Consider the following 21835-nt stretch of genomic DNA (forward strand, 5'->3'; position numbering starts at 1 on the left):
CCCCCGCCGCCCCACCCGCGCCCCGCCGTCGCGGGCCGTGACCGCGAACCCCGTGCCGCCGCTTCCGGGAGGCCAGAGCATGCCTGTCCAGACGTCCAGACTCTTCGCATCAGCGCTGCACGAACTCCGTTCCACCCGGACCCCGCAGGCGGCGTTCAGCCCGAACGCCCACCTGCTGCTGCGGGAGCGGTACCTGACCCGGGACGCCGACGGGCAGGTCACCGAGACCCCGGAGGCGATGCTGCGGCGGGTGGCGGGGGCCCTGGCCCGCGCCGAGCAGCCCGACGCCGCCGAACCCTGGGCGTCGGCGTTCTACGAGGTGATGGCCCGCCTGGAGTTCCACCCGGGCAGCCGGACCCTGGCCAACGCCGGCACCGACCAGCCGCAACTGGCCAACTGTTTCGTCCTGCCGGTGGAGGACTCGCAGGCCAGCGTGCTGCGGACCTTCGCCGAGTCGTCGATGGTGAAGAGCTACGGCGGCGGCTGCGGGTTCAACTACTCCAACGTCCGCCCGCGCGGGGACGACGTCCGGGGCACCTCCGGGCTCGCCGTCGGCCCGGTCGCCCTGCTCAAGCTCTTCGACGACGCCACCAAGCTGTTCCGGCAGCGCGGCCGGTACGAGAGCGGCAACATGGCCATCCTCGACGTCGACCACCCGGACGTGCTGGAGTTCGTGGCGGCCAAGCGGGTGGACGGCTGGCTGAGCATGACGAACATCTCGCTGGGGGTGACCGACGCCTTCATGCGGGCCGTCGAGGCCGACGCCGGGTGGACCCTGGTCAATCCCCGGACCGGCGCCGCCGCGCGGACCCTGCCGGCCCGGGAACTCTTCACCGCCGCGTGCGAGCTGGCCTGCGAGACGGGTGACCCCGGGCTGATCTTCCTCGACAACATGAACCGGACCAACCCGCTGCGCGACAGCATGGGCGACATCGTCGCCACCAACCCCTGCGGCGAGATCGGGCTCTACCCCTACGAGGCCTGCAACCTCGGGTACGTGAACCTGCCCCGGCTGCTCCTGCCGGCGGACCGCCGGGACGGCTCGCGCCTGTTCGACCTGGACCGGCTGCGGGTGGTGATGGCCGCCGGGGTACGGATGATCGACAACGCCATCTCCGCGTCGTGGTTCCCGGTCCCGGAGATCCGCGAGGCGGTCCGTGGCAACCGGCGGATCGGTATCGGGGTCACCGGCTGGGCGGAGAGCCTGGCGCTGGCCGGCGTCCCGTACGACTCGGAGGAGGCGCTCGGGCACGCCACGGTGCTGGCCCGGTCGATGCGGGAGTTCGCGTACGACGCCTCGGTCGCGCTGGCCGGGGAGCGGGGTCCGTTCCCCAACGTGCACCGGTCGGTGTGGAAGGACGCCGAGGAGCAGCCCCGCAACGTGGCGCTGCTCGCCATGCCGCCGAGCGGGAACAACGCCGTCATCTTCGACACCAGCTTCAGCATCGAGCCGTTCTTCGCGATGTCCTACACCCAGCGGGTGTTCGGCGGCCGGCAGATCAGCTCCGTCAACCGGCTGCTGCTGCGGGAACTCGCCGCGTACGGGGTCGACGAGGCGGCCCTGCTGTCGGAGATCGCCGACAACGGCGGCGGCGTGCAGGGGCTGTCCCGGGTGCCGGCGCAGATCCAGCGGGTCTACAAGACCGCGCACGACATCGCCCCGACGTGGCACGTCCGGATGCAGGCGGCCTTCCAGGAACACGTGGACAACGCCGTCACCAAGACGGTGAACCTCCCGCACACCGCGACGGCCGAGCAGGTCGCCGCCCTGTACCGGCAGGCGTGGCGGCTGGGCTGCAAGGGGATCACCGTCTACCGGGACACCTCCCGGGCGGACCAGGCGATCGAGGCGACCCGCCCCGCGCCGGCGACCACGGCCCCGGCAACGGTTACAGCCCCGCCGGCGGCCACGACCCACGGGGTGAGCTGTGACCCGGCGGACGGCACCTGCGCCGTCTGCGAGTGACCGCACCGAGGCCGTCACCGGGCGCAGCGCGCCCGGTGCGTCCGACCCCTGCCACGGAAACGGAGTTTCAGTGAGTCGCGATCTCTGGGAACGGGAGTACGTCACCCACTCCATCTCGTCGTCGACGAACACCAGGCCGTCGCACGGCGCGGACTTCCTGCGCCGGCACCTGCCGAGCATCGCGCGGGTCGTCGGGCCGCCGCGCCTGCTCGACCTGGGCTGCGGCGGTGGCCGCAACGCCGCCGTGCTCGCCGAGACCGGGTTGGCCATCGTCGGCATGGACTTCGCCCACCGGCCGCTGCTGGCGGCCCGGACCCGACTCGGCCCCGGGCCGGCCCGGCTGGTCCAGGCGTCGATGAAGGCTCCGCTGCCGTTCCGGACCGGCGCGTTCAGCCTGGTGACGGCCTTCACCAGCCTGGAGAACGTGACCGAGGACGACCGGCTCCGGGCGCTGGGCCGCGAGGTGCGGCGGGTGCTGTGCCCCGGCGGGCTGTTCCTCGCGTACTTCCTCACCCCGGAGGACGGCTACTACCTGCCCCTGATCGACCGCGACCGGGACGGCCGTAACCTCACCTTCGACCCGGTCACCGACCTGCGCCAGCGGGTGTACCAGGTGGCGGAACTCTCCGCGCTCTTCGCGCCCTCCTTCACGCTGGTGGCCTCCGACCGGTTCGACTTCCCCGACGTCCGCTCCGGCGACATGCACCAGCGGCGGCTGGCGACCGCGCTCTGGCAGCGCCGCCCCGGGGCGGACGGACCGGCATGACGACGGTGGTGCTCGGCTCCGGCTCGCCGTCGCGGCTCGGCCTGCTGCGCCGGGCGGGTCTGGACCCGGTGGTGCGTGCCAGCGGCGTGGACGAGACACCCCTGCTGGGCGAGACACCCGTGCGGTTGACCCGGCGGCTGGCCCACGCGAAGGCCAGCACCGTCGCGGCCGGCGTCGAGGACGCCCTCGTCATCGGCTGCGACTCGGTGCTGGAGTTCGAGGGCGTCGCGTACGGCAAGCCGCACCGGCCGGACGTGGCGCTGGACCTGTGGCGGCGGATCTCGGGACGGACGGCGGTCTTCCACACCGGGCACTGCGTCGTCGACACCCGGACCGGGCGTACCGTCGCCGAGGTCTGCTCCACCGAGGTCCGCTTCGCCCGGGTGACCGAGGAGGACGTGGTGGCCTACGTCGCCACCGGCGAGCCGCTGCACATGGCCGGCGCGTTCGCCATCGCGGGCCGGGGCGGCTGGTTCGTGGACCACGTGGCGGGCCACCCGTCGAACCTGGAGGGACTGTCCTTGCCCGTCCTCTGGCGTCTCCTGCACCGGCTGGACGTCCGCGCGGTCCGGCTCTGGCGGTGACCGCGCGGACCGGGGGCGACGGGTCGGCGGCCCGCACGTCCCGTGGATCCGGTGCCGGCGGCGCGGCGGCACCGTCCCGGCTCGTGGTGGTCGGCGACGTGACCACCGACGTCGTCGCCGTCCTGGCAGCTCCGCTGGCCTTCGGCTCGGACACGCCCGGCACCATCCGGACGCTGCCCGGCGGGCAGGGCGCGAACACCGCCGCCTGGCTGGCCTGGCTCGGCCGGCGGGTCACCCTCGTCGGCGCCGTCGGCGACGACGACGCGGGGCGGGACCGGTTGCGGGAACTGACGGCGGCCGGGGTGGACTGCGCCGTGCGCCGCTGCCCCGGCGTGCCCACCGGCGTCGTGCTCGTGCTGTCCCAGGCGCGCGACCGGACGATGGTGTCGCAGCGGGGCGCCAACCTGTGCCTCGACGGTGACGACGTCGTCGACGTCCTCACCACGACCACCGACGCGGGCCACCTGCACCTGTCCGGATACCCGCTGCTGGACGCCCCGTCCCGGGCGGGCGGGTTGCGGGCCCTCGACGAGGCCCGCCGACGGGGCCTGACCACCAGCGTGGACGCCGCCTCCGCCCACCCGCTGCGGGGGGCCGGGCCGGAGCGCTTCCTGACCTGGGTCGCGGGGGTCGACGTCCTGCTGGCCAACGCCGACGAGGCGGCGGTCCTCACCGGTACGGCGGATCCCGGCGAGGCGGTCCGGCACCTGACCCGGATCGCCCGGCACGCCGTGGTGAAGCTCGGCCGCGACGGCGCGCTCTGGTGCGAGGTCGGCGGGCGGCTGCACCACGCCGACGCCCCCACGGTGCCCGTCGTGGACAGCACCGGGGCCGGTGACGCCTTCGCGGCCGGGCTCCTCGCCGCCTGGGTCGACGGTGCCCCGCCGCTGGCGGCGGTACGCCACGGCTGTGCCCTCGGCTCCCGGGCCGTCACCACGGTCGGCGGCCGGCCGACGCCGCCCGTCCCGGGCACGGGGCCGGGGCCGGGTGACGCGGAGCGGGCCGGTACCGGCGGCCCACGGTCGACCGGTCGTGCCGCTGTGCCGGTCGTCGTCGACCACGGGGCCGACCCGTCACCGTGACGGGTCCGGGGCGTTCGTCGCGTCCCCGTCCGCACCGGACGGACCCGGCGGCGGCGCGGCTCGCGCCGGTGGACCCGGCAGCAGGGGACTCGCGCCGGTGCGGGTCACGCCGGTGCCGGTCAGCGGCGCGGACCGGTCAGCGGCTTTCGCCGTCGCCGGCCGGCGGGGCACCGTCCGGCGTGCCGCGCCACCACAGCCACACCCCGGCCAGGGCGCAGAGCGCGCCCCCGACCGTGACCGCCGACTCCGCCAGCTCCGACAGGTCGTCGAGGAACGGAAAGGTGTTCGACAGGGCCAGCGCCCCGAACGCGATCAGCAGCAGCACGACGGCGAGAACGCGTTGTCGGGTCATGGCTGCCATTGGACCACATCGTTCCGACCGTCCTCAGAGGACTCACGGGCCCGACGGCGGGCGGACGCGGCGGGGCGGGTCAGGCGGCGGCCGGGTGCGGGTCCGACGCCCCGGCGGGGCGGCCCGGAACGCCACCGAGCAGCACGGCCGCCTCGCGCAGCGCGTCGTCGAGCGGCTGGGGACGCAGGCCGAAGGTGGTGGTGGCCGCCGTGGAGTCCATCACGAACGGCCGCCTGAGCTGGTACGCCGTGGTCTGCAACTCGCGCAGCATCGGGGAGAACAGGCCGGTGGCGCGGACGACCGGGGCGGGGAGGGTGGCGAGCGTCGGCGCGGGCGCCCCCACCGCCCGGGTGAAGCGGGTGGCGAGTTCCCGGATCGTCAGCGGCGCCTCGCTGGGCACGTGCCAGGCGCGGTTCCACGCCCGCCGGTCGGTGGCGGCGGTGACCAGCATCGCCGCCATGTCGTTGACCGAGGTCCAGGTGTGCGGCACGTCGAGCGGGGCGGGGACGACGGCCCGGCGTCCCGCGAGCAACGGCTTCCCCAGCACGAAGCTGAAGATCGACTGCGCCTGGAGGTAGTCGCTGCCGCGCACCTCGGTGACGGCGTGGACGCGGCCGGCGCGCTGGGCGGCGAGGGCGTCGCGCCACATGTCGGCACGCATCCGCAGCTTGGGGTGGGTGGCGGCGAGCGGGGTCCGCTCGGTCATCGGGCCGGTGACCGCGCCGTACCCGTAGAGGCAGCCGGCGATCACCAGCGGGGCGCCGGAGCGCTCGGCGGCGGCGAGCAGCGCGGCGGCCATCGGCGGCCAGTCGGTGAGCCAGCGGTGGTAGGCCGGGTTGAGGCAGTTGTAGATGGCGGTGGCGTCGGTGGCGAGGTCGCCGAGCCGGGCGGCGTCGGTGGCGTCGGCGACGACGTGCTCGACCCGGGGGTGGTGCGGGCCCCGGCCGGAGCGGCTGACGATGCGGACCCGCTCGCCCCGCTCGGCGAGCTGGCGCGCGGTGGTCGAGCCGACCAGGCCAGCGCCGACGATCAGGTGAACACCCACGGGGACTCCTCTTGACGACGAGAGCGGTGCTCTCTTACGAGAACCATGCTCGCTCACTGGCCGGCGAACGTCAAGAGCAGTGCTCTCGTTTGTGTGCAAGACTCTCGGACATGCCTGCCGCCAACATCCGGGCCCGGGCCCGGGCCGAGATGGTCACCGAGATCAAGACGATCGCCCGCCGCCACCTGGCGGCCGAGGGGGCGAACCTGTCACTGCGCGCCGTCGCAAGGGACATGGGGATGGTCTCCTCGGCGATCTACCGCTACTTCCCCAGCCGCGACGAACTGCTCACCGCGCTGATCGTCGACGGCTACCAGGCCCTCGGCGACGCCGCCGAGGGCGCGGACGCGGCGGTCACCGACCGGGCCGACCTGCGCGGCCGATGGCTCGCCGTCTGCCACGCGGTACGTCGCTGGGCGCTGGCCCACCCGGCCGAGTACGCGCTGCTCTTCGGCAGCCCGGTGCCCGGCTACGCCGCCCCGCAGGAGACCACCGTGCAGGCGGCCCGCACCCCGGTCGCCCTGATCGGGATCCTCCTCGACGGCTTCACCACCGGCGTCCTGCCCGACCCCGGCCCCGGCGACCTCCCCGACCCGGTCCGGGCCGACCTCGCCGTCCTCCGCGACACCCTCTCCACCGGGCTCCCCGAGGCCCTGCTGGCCCGGGGCGCCACCGGCTGGATCCACTGCTTCGGCGTTGTCAGCTTCGAGATCTTCGGCCAGCTCAACGGTGTGATCGAGGCGCGGGAGGAGTACTTCGACCACCAGATGCGCCGGCTGTCCGACCAGATCGGCCTGCCCTGAGCGGACGCCCCCGCCGGGACCGGCCGAGGTCCGGGCCGCCCACCGGAATCCCCGTCGGTTCGGCGACCGGTGTACCGCCGCGCGTGAACACGCGCCGCCGGGCGGTCGACACCCGCGCCGCCCGGCACCCGCACCCGCCGGCCGGTGGCCGCGCCGGCGGGTCCGGCCCGTTCACCCCTGGTCGGGCTCGTCGACGGCGGACGCCGGACCGTCGAGCACCGAACCGGCGGGGTCGGCCACCGCGCGCCGCAGCCGGCGCTGGTAGTCGGCCACCCAGCCGGTGACCGTGTCGGCGTCGAACAGCGCCGTGGCGTACTCCACCACCAGTGACATGCCCCCGTCGGGCGTGGACGTCACCTGCCACGTCTGGTCGGCGCGGGCCCCGGCCAGCAGGACGTCCTCGGCCGGAGCCGGCTCCAGGCCGGGCAGGCGCAGCAGCGGCGTCGCCAGGTCGAGCACGGCGAGGTACACCCGGGACGGGCTGCCGGTGAACTCGCCGCCCAGCGCCTCGCTGAGCACCGGCAGCGGCACCGACTGCATCGCCAGCATCTGCCAGGTCGCGGCGGCCGTCCGGTCGACCAGGTCGTCGAAGGACGCCGCGCCACGGACCGAAACGACCAGCCAGTGCACGTGCGCCACCCCACCGACGAGGTCGGCGAAGCGCGGATCGGCACGGTTGGCCACCGGCACGGTCAGCGTGACGCTCGGCTGACCGGTCAGGTCGTGCAGGAACGCCGCGAACGCGGCGGCGAAGACGACGAACGGCGTCACGCCCCGCCGGAGCGCGTAGTCGTTCGCGGCGGCGAGCAGGTCGGCGGCGATCGACACGGTGACGAACGCCCCGGCGGTGAGGGTGGCCGACGGGCGGGGACGGTCGGTGGGCAGCCGGATCGGCGCGGCCTCGGCCCGGACCTGGTCCGCCCAGCGCCGGATCAGGTCACCGGTGCGCGGATCGGCGAGGAAGGACTGCTCCCACCGGCTGAAGTCGACGAAGTCCGCCGCCAGGACCGGCAGGTCGGCCGGCTGCCCGGTGACCACGGCGGCGTACAGCGCGCCCAGGTCACGCACGAGCACGTCGATGCCCCAGCCGTCGATGACGCCGTGGTGCATCGCCAGCGCCAGGTCGTGGCGCTCCCCCGGCCCCGCCGGGTCGGCCACCCGCACCAGCAGGGCCCGGAACGAGGGTTCGCGCTCCAGGTCGAACGGCTCCGCCGCCCACCCCTCGATCGTCGCGTCGAGCCGCTCCGGGCTCACCTCGCGTACCGGCAGGGCCACCGGGCGGGGGGCGAGCACCTCCTGCAGGACCACGTCGTCACGGACGGCGTACCGGGTGCGCAGCACGGCCTGCCGGTCGACCAGGTCGGTCAGGGCCCGGCGCAACGCCGCCTCGTCCAGGCGCCCGCGCAGCGCGAACCGGATCGCCACGGTGAGGGTCTGCGGCTCGTCGCTGCGCACCGTCATGCGGAACTGCCGTGCCTGGCCGACGCTCGCCGGGGCGGTCCGCACCACCTCGCCGCTCGACTCGCCCCCGGTTCCGTCCCGGTCAGCGGCAGGCCCGGCACCGGCGGGCTCGGCGACCTCGGCCACGGGGGCGTCGGGGTCGGCGGCCTCGGGGTCGGCGAGTCGGCGGGCCAGCGCCCGTACCGTCGGGTCGCGGAGGAAGTCGACGACCTCCACCGTCCGGCCCAGGGCGGTGGTGATCCGGTTCAGCAGCCGCAGCGCCGTCAGCGAGGTGCCGCCGAGCTGGAAGAAGGTCGCCTCGACGCTGAACTCGTCGACGCCCAGCTCGGCCCGCCACAGGTCGTGCAGCCGCCGTTCCAGCTCGGTCGCCGGCGCCACCCGGGTCCCGGACGCCGTACGGGCGCTGCGGTCCGGTTCGGGCAGGCCCTCCCGGTCCAGCTTGCCGCTGTCGCGCAGCGGCAGCTCCGGGAGCAGGACGCAGACCGTGGGCACCAGGTGCTCCGGCAGCCGGCCGGCCAGCTCCCGCAGCAACCGGTCGGCGTCCACCTCCGGGTGGGCGGGCACCACGTACCCGGCGAGGTACGCCTCGTCGTGCTCGTCGCGCCAGGCCCGGACGGCGGCCTCCCGGACGCCGTCGAGCTGCCGCAGGTGGTGTTCCGCCTCGGCCGGCTCCACCCGGAAGCCCCGGATCTGCACCTGGGCGTCGGTGCGGTGCAGGAACTCCAACCGCCCGTCCGACCGCCACCGGACCACGTCGCCGGTGCGGAACGTCGGCCCGTCCTCGGCGTGCCGCCCGAAGCGCCGCGCCGTCTCCGCCGGCTCCCCCAGGTAGCCGAGCCCCACCTGGGCCCCGCCGAGGTGCAGCTCGCCCGGCACGCCCACCGGCACCGGCCGGCCGGCCGCGTCGAGCACCCGGACCCAGGTCCCCGGCACCGGGCGACCGATGGGCGGCACGGCCCCGTCCGCCGGGGTCAGGTGCGCCCAGGTGGAGGCGACGGCCGCCTCGGTCGGGCCGTAGAGGTTCGTCACCTGGAAGGGCAGCTCCGGCCGGGCCTGCCGGCGGAGCCGGTCGCCGCCGACGACCAGGTGCCGCAGCGCGCACCGCCCGTCGGTCGGCCAGTCCAGGTCGATCAGCAGCTCCCCCATCGGGGTCGGCAGCATCGCCACGGTCACCCCGGTCCCGATCAGCCAGTCCCGCAGCCGCGCCGGGTCGTACCGCGCCTCCTCCGGCACCACGCAGAGCGTCGCCCCGGCCGACAGCGCCGGCCAGACCTCGACGCAGGACGCGTCGAAGCCGGGGCTGCAGAACCAGCTCAGCCGGTCGTCGGCGGTGATGCCCAGCTCCCGGACGTACCAGGCGACGGTGTTCGCGATCGCCCGGTGCGGGATCACACACCCCTTCGGCCGGCCGGTCGAGCCGGAGGTGAACAGGACGTACGCCACGTCGTCGAGGGCCGGCCGGGCATCCGGGACGCCGTCCGGGTCCGCCGGCTCCAGCCGGTCCACCAGCACGGTCGGCACGGACCCCGACAGCGCCGCCTGCGCCGAGGTCGACACCACGGCGGCGACCTGCGCCTGGCGGAGGATCGCGGTCAGCCGGGCCGTCGGCTGGTCCGGCGCCAGCGGCACGTACCCGGCACCGGCGAGCAGCACGCCGAGCATCCCCACCACGGCGTCGGCACCGCGCGGCAGGTGGACCGCCACGAGCTGGCCGGGGCCGACCCCGGCCGCGCGCAGCGCCGCGGCCACAGTCCCGGCCCGGCGGCGCAGTTGCGCCCCCGCCAGCCGGCCGTCGTGGTCCAGCACCGCCGCCCGGTCCAGGGACGGGACCGCCGAGAGCGGACGGTCCGCGCCGGCCGCCGCCGGGCCGCCGTCCTGCCAGCCGGCGATCCGCTCCCGCTCGTCGTCGGTGAGCCGGGGCAGCGCGGCCACCGGCAGGTCCGGCTGGTCGGTCCCGGCCCGCAGCAGCAGCGTCAGCCGGTCCAGGACCCGCGCCGCCGAGGCCGGGTCGAACAGGTCCCGGGCGAAGTTGAGCTGGCAGTCGACCGTCTCGGCCCGGCTGGTGAGGAACAGCGTGAGGTCGAACGGCGCCCGCTCCACGGCCGCGTCCAGCAGCTCGACGCGGACCCCGGGAAGGTCCATCTCGAAGACCGCGCCGTTGTCGAACTCGATGACCACGTCGAAGATCGGGTGCCGCCCGGCGTCGGGCTGGCCGCCCAGGGCCTGGACGATCCGGGGCAACGGGACGTCGCGGTGCTCCTGCGCGTCCAGCAGCATCGTCCGGACCCCGCGCACCAGCTCGCCGAAGCCGCGCTCCGGTGCCACGTCGACGCGCAACGGCAGGGTGTTGACGTACATCCCGACCGCCTCCTCGGTGCCGCGCGGCCGGTGCGCGACCGGGGTGCCGAGCACCACCTCGCGCCGGCCGGCCAGGTCGCTGAGCACCACGGCGAACGCGGCCAGCAGCACCATGAACGGCGTGGCCCGGTGCGCGCGGGCGAACTGGCGCACCCGCCGGGTCAGGTCGGCGTCCAGCTCCCCGGCGGCGACCCCGCCGGCCCCGCTGGGCAGGTCCGGCCGGGGCCGGTCGGTCGGCAGGTCCAGCCGGGGCGGGAGCGGGTCGAGCTGCCCGGTCCAGTACGCCAGGTGCGCGCGGACCGCGTCGTCGTCGGCCTCGGTGACCACCGGCGGCCAGGCCGGCGCCGGCGGCAGCCCGGCGGGCCGGCCCTCGACCGCCGCCCGGTAGCCGGCGGCGATCTCGCGGCTGATCAGGTGCGCCGAGACGGTGTCGATGACCAGGTGGTGCATCCGCAGCACGAGCAGGTGCCGGTCGGCGGAGACCCGGACCAGCCGGGGCGCGAACAGCGGCCCGGCGGCCAGGTCGAAGCGGTGCGCGTTCTCCTCCCGCAGCACCGCGGCCACCGCCTCGTCGAGGTCGGCGTCGGTGGCGCTCACCGGCAGGTCCAGTACGGCGGGCGGGCACGCCACCTGGCGTGGTTCGCCGTCGACCTCGCGGACGACCGAGCGCAGCGCCGGATGCCGGTGCACGACCAGTTCGAGGGCGGCCCGCAGCGCCGCCACGTCGAGCGGCCCGGTCAGCCGGACCACCTTCGTCTCGGTGTACGTCGGCCGACCCGGTAGCATCCGCTCGACGAACCAGACCTCCCGCTGCGACGCCGACAGCGGCGCCTCCGTGGGGACTGCCGTCGACGGCGGCGGCGGGACTGCCGCCGACGGGGGTGTCGCCGACGGGGGTGTCGCCGAAGCGGCGGCGGGGGCGACGGCCGGGCGCAGCAACGCGCCCAGCTCTTCGATGCCCGGCAGGCCGGCCAGCATCCGCTGCGGTGGCAGGCCGAAGTCGACGAAGCAGCCGACCTCGTCCACGCCGAGGGCGGTGACCCGCTCCACCACGGACAGGGCGTCCGCCGGGCTGCCGATCAGGGCCCGGTCGGCGGTGTAGCGGGCGTAGGCCCGGCGCAGCAGGAACTCGACGTCCTCCTCGGCGGTGTGCTCCAGGTCGATGGTCACCCCGAGACTGTTGGTCACCTGGCCGAACAGGGCCAGCGACGAGCGCAGGTAGTCGCAGAACGGCCCGAACGCCTCCGCACGGGCCCGCTCGGTGTCGTCGCCGAGGTAGGTGTGCAGGAGCAGGACGACCCGCCCCGCCGCCGGGTCGAGGCCGTGCGCGGCGCGGGTGGCCCGGTACAGGGCGATGTTCTCGCCGAGCTGCTCGACGCTCTGGGACATCAGATTGGTGACGATCCCCAGGTCGGCGGCGGCGGCCCGCCGGTAGCTGTCCGGGTTGCCGACCACCGCGACGAACATCGGCGGTACCGGCTGCACCGGGCGGGGGAAGAGCCGGATCTCGACCGGGTCGCCGTTGCCGGCGGTACGGGTGAGCGCCCCGCCCTGCCACAGCGTCCGGATCTGGTCGACCGCCTCGTACATCGTCTCCCGGTGTCGGCCGTACACCTGCGGGGCGAGCACGAAGTCCCGGGCGTGCCAGCCGGAGGCGCAGCCGATCCCGACCCGCCCGCCGGACAGGTTGTCCACCACCGACCACTCCTCGGCGACCCGGATCGGGTCGTGCAGCGGCAGCACCGCGCAGCCGGCGTGGATGCGTACCCGACTGGTCCGGGCCGCCACGGCGGCGGCGAGCACGGACGGGTTGGGGAAGATCCCGCCGAACGAGTCGAAGTGCCGCTCCGGCAGCCACACCGCGTGCAGCCCCCGGCTGTCGGCGAAGGACGCCGCCGCCAGCACCGCCGCGTACCGGTCCTCGACCCGCTCCTGCGGGTAGTCGCCGAAGAAGTACAGGCTGAGATCCGGGACGGCCACCGAGCGCGCCCCGGCGGGGGGCGACACGACGGCGGGGACGGCCGGGGCGGACGCGGGCGGGGCAGGGGCCGGGGCGGTGGCCGGGGCGGGGGCCGGCGGGGCGGCGCTCCCCGTGCCGGCGGCCTCCGCCCCGGTGGCCGGGGCGCCGACGGGCTCGGGGCGGGGCGCCGGCCGGAGCGGGGACGGCGCCGGTGGCGGCGACTGCCCGCCGGGGAAGAAGCCGCCCCGGCGCAGGTCGTACAGCGACTCGCGGACGGCGTCGACCACCAGGTCCACGTCGGCGTCGGTGTGCGCGTCGGAGAGGAAGAAGTTGCGCCACTCCCAGACGTGCACGCCGGCCAGCAGCAGGTGGTTGAAGAGCAGGTTCAGGTCGGTCGGGGAGGCGAACCGGAACAGCGAGCCGAAGTGGTTCACCCGGACCGGGAAGTCCTCCGCGACGCAGAAGGCGTTGACCGTGTCGGCCAGCCGGGTGGTGGCGCGGTTGAGCCCCTCCTGCATCGCGGGCCCGCGTCGGCGCAGCTCGGTCAGGACCGCCCGGGCCGCGACCATGGAGACCGGGTGCTGGATGTAGGTGCCACCGAAGAAGGTGGTGTCCTGCGGGGGGACGCTGTCGTCGCCGTACCGCCAGAAGCCGCCGTCGACCCAGTCCATGATGTCGGCCCGGCCGGCGACCGCCCCGATCGGGAAGCCACCCCCGATCACCTTGCCGTACGTCGCCAGGTCGGCGCGGACCCCGAAGACGCCCTGCGCGCCCTGCGGGTGCGGGCGGAACCCGGTGAGCATCTCGTCGAAGAGCAGCACCATGCCGTACTGGTCGCAGAGTCGGCGCAGCTCGTGGACGAACTCGACGGGCTGGCGGTCGGGGTGGCGGCTCTGCACGGGTTCCACCACCACGGCGGCGATCCGGTCGGCGTGCTCCCGGATGACGTCCAGGCTCTGCGCGACGCCGTACGGCAGCACCCGGATGTCGGCCACCGCCGAGGCGGGCACCCCGGCGGAGACCGGGGTGGTGCGCCAGGTTCCGCCCTCCCGCACGCCCCGGCCCAGGACCGGGTCGAAGTGCCCGTGGTAGGAGCCGTCGAAGGTGACGACGAGATCCCGCCCGGTGTACGCGCGGGCCAGCCGGAAGGCCGCCGAGTTGGCCTCCGTACCGGTGGTGGAGAAGGCGGCGCGGTCCATCCCGGTCAGCTCGCACAGCAGCCGCGCGGCGTCCCCGGCCTCCTCGCCGCGCGGCCCCAGCCGCAGCCCGTCGGCGAGGTGCGCGGCGATGGCGGAGGTGAGGAACTCCGGCTCGTGGCCGAAGAGCAGCGCGCCGAAGCCCATCGTGATGTCCACGTAGGTGTTGCCGTCGACGTCCTCCAGGTGGGCGCCCCGGGCCCGACGCGCGGTCAGCGGGTAGAGCATCTCCTTGGTCGCCCGGCGGAAGCCGACCACCGCGCGGCTGTCGGCCAGCCAGGGCCGGTGGTGCTGGGTCAGTTCCTTGGACCGTCGCGTCCGCTCGCCGTACCGTCGGACGAGGTCGTCGAAGTGGGCCCGCTGGCGGTCGTCCAGCTTGCCGCCGCCGGCACCGCCGCTGACCCGCAGTGGTCGGGGGCCGAGCTGCGCGGGCCCGCCGTCCGCCGGGCTCGCGCCGTTCGCGGGCACCGCCACCGGGACCGGCACGTCCGCGTGCGCCGCCGCCGGCCCGGTCCCGGCGGGCACCATCCCGGCGGGCACGGCCCCAGCCGGCACGGCCCCGGCCGGTGCGGAGGGGACCGGAGCCGGCGACCCGTTGGGTACCGGGCCGGCGGGGATCGGCCCGGCGGGCGCCGGACGGCCGCCCGGTGCGGGTGCGGCCGGGGCCGACGGCGCGGCGGGCGCGGGTCCGGCGGAGAGCGCGGTGAGCTGGTGGTTCATCAGGTCGGCGAACCGGCCCATCAGGTCGAGCTGGGCGCGGATCACCTCGGCGGCGGGTTGCCCCGCCCCGGTCGTGACGGGCCCCGGCGCGGGGGCGACGGCGGCGACGTCCGACGCGCCGCCCGCCGTCGCCGGCGCCAGCGGCGGCGGGACGGCCCCGGCGGGCGGCCCCGCCAGGGTGGACGGGTACGAGCCGTTGCCGATCGGCGCGCCGCCCGACCCGACCACCGCTGCCGGGTGGGCCACCGCTGCCGGCCAGCCGACGAGGGACCGGTCGACGCCGGAGCCGTCGACGCCGGGCCGGTCGGTGACGGGCCGGTCGGTGACGGGCCGGTCGGTGACCGACCCGTCGACGCCGTGCCCGTCGACGACGGTGCGGTCGGTGGCGGGCCCGGCGGGCCCCGGTGGGGTGACGCCCTGCTCGGCGGCGCCCGGCGGGGACGCGGCGGGCTCCGGAGCCGCGACCGCCGTCAGGGCGGCGAGCCGTTCCGGCTTCATCCGCTCCACCACCGCCACGCTGAGCTGCTGCGGCGTGTCGAACTCCTCGAAGAGTTCGCGCATCGTCACCCGGATCTCGTACGTCGTCTCCAGCTCGCGCAGCAGGTTGATCATCAGCAGCGAGTCGGCCCCGAGGTCGAAGAAGGCGGCGTCGGGCGCGACCCGTTCCGGCTGCTCGTCGAGGTGGCGGGCGGTGAGTTCACGGACCTGGCGCAACACGATGTCGGCGGCGGCGTTCGCCGGGGCGGCCGGGGACATCCTGGGCGTACCTCCGGGGTCAGGGGTGTGGGGTGACCGGCCCGCCGCCGGGGGTGGCGGGGTGGCCCAGTGCCGGGTGGGCTGGAACGGATAGGTGGGCAGCGGGATCCGGCGGCCGGTCGGCGCGAGCGCGGCCCAGTCCACCGGCACGCCCCGGGTGTACAGGGTGGCCAGCGCCGCCAGCACGGCCTCGGCCCGGTCACCACGGGCCCGCTGGGTCGGCACCCAGGTGGTACCCGGCCACTGCCGGCCCAGCGCGGTCAGCGTGGCGTCCGGTCCGATCTCGACGAAGGTCGTGCAGCCGTCGGCGACGAGCCCCTCGACGCCGGCGTGGTAGTCGGCCCGGTGCCGGGTCTGCCGGCGGACGTGGTCGGCGCCGGGCAGCGTCCCCGGGGCCAGGCGTGCGCCGGCCAGGCTGCTGACCAGCGAGGTCCGCAACGGGTGCCACCCCAGCGTCGCGGCCTGCGCGCCGAGTTCGTCCAGCACCGGCTCCATCAGGGCGGAGTGGAACGCCCGCTGCACCGCCAGCGGGCGGTGGTCGATCCCGGCCGCCCGCAACGCCTGCCCGGCCCGCCGGACCGCGTCCGGGGTGCCGGCCAGCACGTACCGGCGCGGCCCGTTGCGGACCACCACCTCGACCTCGGGCACCCGGTCCAGCACCGGTGCCAGGGCCGACTCGTCGGCGAGCACCGCCAGGGCCGCCCCCTCGGGGGTACGGCGCTGCATGAGCTGCCCGCGCACCGCCGCGAGGTGCAGACCGTCGTCGACCGGGAGCGCGCCGGCCAGGCAGAGCGCCGCGTACTCGCCGGCACTGTGGCCGATGACCACGTCCGGCCGGACCCCGACCGACTCGAGGAGCCGGCCGAGCGCCACCTGCACCGCGTAGAGCGCCGGCTGGACGGTGCCGGTCGTCCACTCGTGCGGCTCGCCGCGCAGCGCGGCGAGCAGGTCGACCCCCCACGTCCGCCGGTACTGCCCCGCGCACCGTTCCAGCACCTCGCGCGCGGGTTCGTAGGCCAGCAGGCCGGCGGCGGCGCCGGTCAGGTCGCTGCCCTGTCCGGAGCAGGCGAGGACGACCGGTCCGGGGCCGGCGCTCGGCACGGTCCCGGTCACCGCGCCGGGGCCCGGGGTCACCGCCGCCCGGCGCAGCGCGTCCGCCGCCCCGGCCGGCGAGTCCGCCCAGACCACCAGCCGGTGCCGCAGCGCCCGCCGCCCCGCGCCGAGGGTGACCAGCACGTCGTCGGCCCGGGGCGGGGTGGCCGAGGCCAGCCGGTCGGCGACCCGGTCGGCCAGTTGGCGCAGCGCGGTCGGGTGCTGCGCGGAGAGCGGCACGACGGTCGGCCCGGCCGGTGGCCGGGGGCGGTCGGTCGCCGGTGCCGGTGGCTCCTCCACCAGGACGTGGGCGTTGGTCCCGCCGACGCCGAGCGAGGAGACACCGGCCCGCCGGGGGCCGGGCTGCGTCCAGTCCCGCGCGGCGGTCGGCAGGGTGAACGGCCCCTCGTCGAGGCGCAGGTCGGCGTTGGGGCGGCGCAGCCCGGCCACCGGCGGGATCCGGCCGTCCCGTACCACCAGGAGCGCCTTGATCAGGCCGGCCATCCCGGCGCAGGTGTCGAGGTGGCCGATGTTCGCCTTGACCGCGCCGAGCGGCAGTGGCCGGTCCCGCCCGCCGAAGACGGTCCGCAGCGCCTCGACCTCGATCGGGTCGCCGATCCGGGTGCCGGTGCCGTGCGTCTCGACGTACCCGATCGAGCCGGCGTCGACCCCGGCCTGGGCCAGGGCGGCGCGGATGACGTCGGCGTGCCCGGTGACGCTCGGCGCCGTGTAGCCGGTCTTGGTGGCGCCGTCGTTGTTGACCGCCGAGCCGATGATCACGCCGTACACCGGGTCGCCGTCGGCGATCGCGTCGTCGAGGCGTTTGAGCAGCACCGCCGCGACCCCGTTGCCCCCGACGGTGCCGTCGGCCCCCTCGTCGAAGGCCCGGCAGACCCCGGTGCGGGACAGGATCGAGCCCTCCTCGTACCGGTAGCCGGCCGCCCGGGGCACGTGCACCGCCGCCGCGCCGGCCAGCGCCAGGTCGGTCTCCCCGGCCAGCAGCGCCCGGACCGCCAGGTGCACCGCGACGAGCGAGGTGGAGCAGGCGGTCTGCACGCTGATCGCGGGCCCGGTCAGCCCGAGCCGGTACGCCACCCGGGTGGCCAGGAAGTCGGGCTGGTTGCCGATGGTCACCTGCAGGGCCGTCACCTGGTCGGCGGGGTCGGTGCCGACGAGCCGGTCCAGCAGGTAGCTGCGCAGCGAGTAGAGGTGCATGCCGGCGCCGGCGTACACGCCCACCCGCCGGTCGGTGCCCGCGTACCCGCCGTCCTCCAGCGCCTCCAGGCAGATCTGGAGGAAGAGCCGTTGCTGCGGGTCGATCAGCGCCGCCTCCCGGGCGCTCACGCCGAACAGTTCGGCGTCGAAGCCCTCGATGTCGTCGAGCGCGCCGCTGACCGGTACGAACGCGGGGTCGTCCACGAGTGCTTCGGGCAGCCCGGCGGCGAGCAGTTCGTCCCGGGTGAACCGGCGGACGTCGACCCGGCCGGCGAGCAGGTTCCGCCAGTACCGGTCGATCGTGTCGGCCCCGGGCAGCCGGGCCGCCAGGCCGATCACGGCGATCCGCTGCCCACCCGGTACCCCGGTCACCCCGGTCGCCGGCCCGGCCCCGGCGGACGCGGCGAACCGCTCGCCGAGGTGTCGCGCGAGGGCGGCGGGGGTGCCGTGGGTGAAGAGCGTGGTCTGCGGGAACTCCCGGCCGAGCGCCTGTTGGAGCAGGGTGTGCAGACGCAGCAGGCGCACCGAGTCCAGGCCGGCGTCGTGGAAGGCGGTGTGCTCGTCCACCCCGCCGGGGACGGTCTGTCGCAGCGCCTGCCGGACGGCGTGGGCGACACCGACCGGGTCCAGGCCGGCGCCGGCCGGCGCGGCCGGGGTCGCCCCGGTGGGCCGCCGGGCGCGGGCCGCCGCCCCGCCCGTACCGTCGTCGGCCGCGCCGCCACCGTCCGGGGTGGCCGGTCCGGGGTCGGCGACGACCGGCACCGGCGTGCCGAAGGCGTCGGTGAACGCCGCCCCGCCCGTGGAGGCAGCCCCGCCGGTGGGCGGTCGGACGCCCTCCAACGCCCACACCGGCCGCACCAGGTGCCGCACCCGGACGGCGTTCGGGTCGACGCCGACCAGCAGGTGGCCGGCGGGCTGGCCCAGCGCCAGCCGGGTCAGCGCCCGCCCCTCCGCCGCCGGGAAGCTGCGCATGTGCCGCCGGGTGGCCGCCTCGACGCCGCCCTGCTCGCTGAGGCCCACCCCCCGCCACATCCCGTAGCTCAGGCAGTGCGCGTCGCCCAGGTGCCCGCAGAGGGCTTCGAGGAACCGGTTGCCGGCCGCGTAGACGCCCGTGCCGACCACCGGGGTCAGCGACAGCAGCGAGGAGGCCGCCACCAGCCGGCTGCCCGGTCGCCGCCGCAGCACCCGCGCCACCTCGACGGAGCCCGCCACCTTCGGGTCGGTCTCCGGTCGCCACCGCCCGGTCCCGGGCGCGGTCAGGGACGCCGTCTCGTACCGGCCGGCGAGGTGCAGCGCGCCGTCGAGCGGCGCGCCCCAGTCGTGTTCGGCGGCGGCGACCGCCGCCTCCAGCGCGGCACCGTCGGTGACGTCCACCCGGGCGTACCGCACCCGGCCGTGGCCCGCGTCGGCCGCCCCGGTCAGCTCGTCGACGGCCGGACCGGGCTCGGTGCGGCCCACGACGAGCACCCGGAGATCCCGTTCGGCGACCAGGTCACCGAGGATCACCCGGCCGACCCCGCCGAGCCCACCGGTGACCAGCCACCGGGAGCCCGGCCGCAGCACGGACGCGCCGGTCGCCGGCTCGACCCGCTCGACCGCGCGGACCAGGGGCCCGTCGCGCCAGACGACGAGCGGTTCCCGGTGCGACCACCCGCAGGCCGCGACGACGGTGGCCGCGTCCTCGGCGACGTCGTCGCCGGGCAGGTCGAGGTGCCAGGCGCGGACGTCCGGGTGCTCGACGCCGAGCGTCTCGCCGGCCGCGGCGGTGAACGCCGCGGGGTAGCAGCCCGCCTCGTCGCCCCGGATCCGGAACAGGCCACGGCTGAGGGTGAGCAGCGTGCCGGTCCACTCCTGCGCCGCCAGCGCGCGCAGCAGTCCGAGCACACCGGTGGTGCAGACCCCGACGGCGTGCCGGGTGGCCGCCGCGTCGTCGAGGTCGGGGGTGGGCAGGTAGCTGGCCGCGACCACGACCAGTGCCGGGGTCCGTTCCCGCGCCGCCAGGGACCGCAGCAGCTCGACCCAGCGGGCCGTGTCGTCCGGCTCCCCCGCCTCCGGGCCGGAGCCACCGTCGGCCGGACCGGAACCACCGTCGGCCGGGCCGGAGCCACCGTCGGCACCGTCGGCCGGGCCGGTGGTGTCGTCGGGCGCCCGGGCCGTCAGGTCGACGACGTCGGCGTCGGGCAGGTCCCGGCGCAGGCGCGCGGCCAGCCCCGACCCGTCGTCGACCACGAGCACCGGCCCGCGCGGCGGCGCCTGCGGGAAGCGGCGGGGGGTCCAGGTCGGCCGGTAGACGCAGTCGGTGACCGTGGTCGGGCCGCCGTCGAGCAGGTCGACCCGGCGCAGCGCCGCCTCGTACCCGCCGGCCAGCAGCCGGGTCCGCATGCTCGTCCGCTGGATCTTGCCGCTGGTGGTCTTCTCGAACTGGTCCCGGGCGACGGGGACCAGGTGGGCCGAGCCGATCTGGAGCCGTTCCGCGAGCGTTCGCCGGACCCGGGTCAGCAGGGCCACGTCCACCGCCGCGTCGGCGCAGAAGAGCACCACGATGCGTTCGGTGCCGTCCGGTCCCGGGGCCCCGAACGCGGCCACGAAGCTGGGGGCCACCCCGTCCACCGCCCCGACCACGTCCTCGATCTCGTGGCAGAAGTAGTGGACGCCGTTGACGATGATGACCTCCTTGCCCCGGCCGGTGATGGTGATCCGGCCGTCGTGGAGGTACGCGAGGTCGCCGGTGTCGAACCACTCCCCGTCGGGGAACGCGGCCCGGTTCGCCTCGTCGTGGTTGAGGTAGCCGGGGGTGACCCGGTCCGAGCGGACCTGGAGCCGGCCGATCCACCGCTCCGGCAGGGCCGTGCGGCCGTCCGGGGCGGCGATCCGGAACCGGGTGCCGGGAGCCGGGCCGCCCATGCTGAGGAAGGTGGTCGTGCCGGGGGCGCTCGCCGGGGCCAGTTGCACCTGGCTGCCGTCGGCGTGCAGCCGGGCGTGCTGCACCGCGTCCGGCCCGAACGTCTGGTAGCTGATCGCGGTGCAGGTCTCCGCCATCCCCCAGGCCAGGACCAGCGCGGACGGGTCGAGCCCGCTGTCGGCCAGGGCCGCCCGGAAGCCGCTCATCACCGGCTCGGTGCACTGTTCGCCCGCGTTGACCAGGGTCCGCAGCCCGCTGAGGTCCCAGCGCCGGTCCGGTCGGCCCCGTACCGCCTCGGTGACCAGCTTGTAGCCGAAGTTCGGCGACCAGCTGTGCTGCACCCGGTACCGCTGCAGCAGGTCCAGCCACAGTGGCGGGTCGGCGAGGACGAGCGCCGTGCCGACGTGCACGTTGGCGCAGCCGAGGACGACCGGGCCGAGGTGCATCATCACCAGGCCCGCCACGTGGTCCAGCGGCAGCCAGTTGAGCATGACGTCACCGGGGCGTACCCGGGCGACCTGACAGGCGTCCCGGGCGTACCGGACGATGCCCCGGTGGGTCAGCGGGATGACCTTGGACTTGCTGGTGCTGCCCGACGAGAGCTGCAACATGGCCACGTCGTCCGGGGCGGGGCGGGGCAGGTCCCCGGCCGGCTCGTGGGCGCGGCAGTCGGCGAGGTCGACGACCCGCAGCCCGGCCCACCCCGCCCCCTCGGCGTACGCCCGCAGTTTCGCCGGGACGGCGCCGCTGGAGACGACGACCGGGCGGTGCAGGCTCTGCCAGGCGTGTTCGAGCTTGTCGAGGGTGGCGTTGCGGGCCTGGTACCCGGGCGCCTGCGCGACGGCCACCGGGCGCAGCCCGCCGAGCAGGCAGGCCCAGAGCGCGACGAAGTGGTCGGCCAGCGACGGCAGGTGCAGGATCACCGGGTCCCCGGTGGCCAGCCCGGCCGCGCGCAGACCGGCCAGCGCCCGCAGCGCGGCGTCGAGCAGTTCCGGGTAGCGCAGCGTCCGGGTGCCGTCCGCCTCGACCAGGTCCAGCCCGCGCTCGGGCCAGCGTCGCGCGGCCCGCCGCAGCGCCTCGGGCAGCGTCGTCGGGTCGTCCGCGTCGGCTACGGGGGCGACGCCCACCGCCTCGGCCGGCACCCCGTCGACCTGCGGCGCGGCCGGGGTGTCACCGGTCGCCGGGCCAGAGGACGGCGCGGCGAGGTCCGATCCCCAGCGCGGCGGCAGGTCCAGCAGGTCGGCCAGGTGCGTCCGGGCCGGTTCCCGGTCGGGAACCCGGACGAGGGTCCCGCCGGCGGTCGCGGCGACCGGCACCGCCCGTAACGCCGCCTCGTCGGGTACGCCGTCGGCGTCGCGCGGGATGCCCGACACCACGGCGACCGGGACCGGCGTACCGGGGTCACCGGCCGCCGCCACCGCCGCGCCCGCCGCGCGTCGCGCCTCGGCCGTGGTGCTGGTCGGGGCCGGCACGACGTACGCCACCCGGCGCGGGACCCCGTCGCCGCCGGTCCGCTCGACGACCGCCGCGTCGATCAGTTCGGCGCGTCGGGCGAGCGCCTCGCTCAGCTCGTCCAC

The 21835-nt window shown here is 76.3% G+C and carries 8 protein-coding genes; 5 read left to right on the forward strand and 3 right to left on the reverse strand.

Translation table 11 applies throughout. The features are described 5' to 3' along the window. Window positions 1–79 precede the first annotated feature (79 nt). The 4 genes from ACQUFX_RS10870 (at window position 80) to ACQUFX_RS10885 (ending at window position 4398) form a co-directional block, all read left to right on the forward strand. A complete protein-coding gene (locus ACQUFX_RS10870; protein WP_428965882.1) occupies window positions 80–1966 on the forward strand; it encodes an adenosylcobalamin-dependent ribonucleoside-diphosphate reductase in 1887 nt (628 codons plus the stop codon). Between the two features lie 70 nt (window positions 1967–2036). Continuing rightward, window positions 2037–2732, forward strand: a complete 696-nt coding sequence (locus tag ACQUFX_RS10875) for a class I SAM-dependent methyltransferase (RefSeq protein ID WP_428965883.1) — start codon at window positions 2037–2039, stop codon at window positions 2730–2732. Beyond that, complete coding sequence (locus ACQUFX_RS10880) at window positions 2729–3316, forward strand: Maf family protein (RefSeq protein ID WP_428965884.1); 588 nt, start codon at window positions 2729–2731, stop codon at window positions 3314–3316. Before ACQUFX_RS10875 ends, ACQUFX_RS10880 begins: the two co-directional genes overlap by 4 nt. 83 nt (window positions 3317–3399) lie before the next feature. Further along, window positions 3400–4398: a carbohydrate kinase family protein gene (locus ACQUFX_RS10885; protein ID WP_428966929.1), complete on the forward strand. Its 999-nt coding sequence runs from the start codon at window positions 3400–3402 to the stop codon at window positions 4396–4398. 136 nt (window positions 4399–4534) lie between these two features. On the opposite strand, the gene ACQUFX_RS10890 is transcribed toward ACQUFX_RS10885, so the two are convergent. Further along, a complete protein-coding gene (locus tag ACQUFX_RS10890) occupies window positions 4535–4750 on the reverse strand; it encodes a hypothetical protein (RefSeq protein WP_428965885.1) in 216 nt (71 codons plus the stop codon). 79 nt (window positions 4751–4829) lie between these two features. Next, complete coding sequence (locus ACQUFX_RS10895; protein ID WP_428965886.1) at window positions 4830–5795, reverse strand: NAD-dependent epimerase/dehydratase family protein; 966 nt, start codon at window positions 5793–5795, stop codon at window positions 4830–4832. Window positions 5796–5905: 110 nt separating this feature from the next. Here ACQUFX_RS10895 and ACQUFX_RS10900 point away from each other — a divergent pair, with 110 nt between their 5' ends. Then, window positions 5906–6598: a TetR/AcrR family transcriptional regulator gene (locus ACQUFX_RS10900; RefSeq protein ID WP_428965887.1), complete on the forward strand. Its 693-nt coding sequence runs from the start codon at window positions 5906–5908 to the stop codon at window positions 6596–6598. Window positions 6599–6769: 171 nt separating this feature from the next. Here ACQUFX_RS10900 and ACQUFX_RS10905 read toward each other — a convergent pair whose 3' ends face one another. Beyond that, window positions 6770–21835, reverse strand: a complete 15066-nt coding sequence (locus tag ACQUFX_RS10905) for an amino acid adenylation domain-containing protein (RefSeq protein WP_428965888.1) — start codon at window positions 21833–21835, stop codon at window positions 6770–6772.

The sequence above is a fragment of the Micromonospora fluostatini genome, from assembly GCF_050410825.1.
In the GTDB taxonomy this organism is placed as follows: Bacteria; Actinomycetota; Actinomycetes; order Mycobacteriales; family Micromonosporaceae; genus Micromonospora; species Micromonospora rosaria.

What these genes read in the sequence shown, in the direction of transcription:
- ACQUFX_RS10890 (WP_428965885.1), bottom strand. Translation starts at nt 4,750, where the DNA reads ATGACCCGACAACGCGTTCTCGCCGTCGTGCTGCTGCTGATCGCGTTC.
- ACQUFX_RS10870 (WP_428965882.1), top strand. Translation starts at nt 80, where the DNA reads ATGCCTGTCCAGACGTCCAGACTCTTCGCATCAGCGCTGCACGAACTC.
- ACQUFX_RS10880 (WP_428965884.1), top strand. Translation starts at nt 2,729, where the DNA reads ATGACGACGGTGGTGCTCGGCTCCGGCTCGCCGTCGCGGCTCGGCCTG.
- ACQUFX_RS10900 (WP_428965887.1), top strand. Translation starts at nt 5,906, where the DNA reads ATGCCTGCCGCCAACATCCGGGCCCGGGCCCGGGCCGAGATGGTCACC.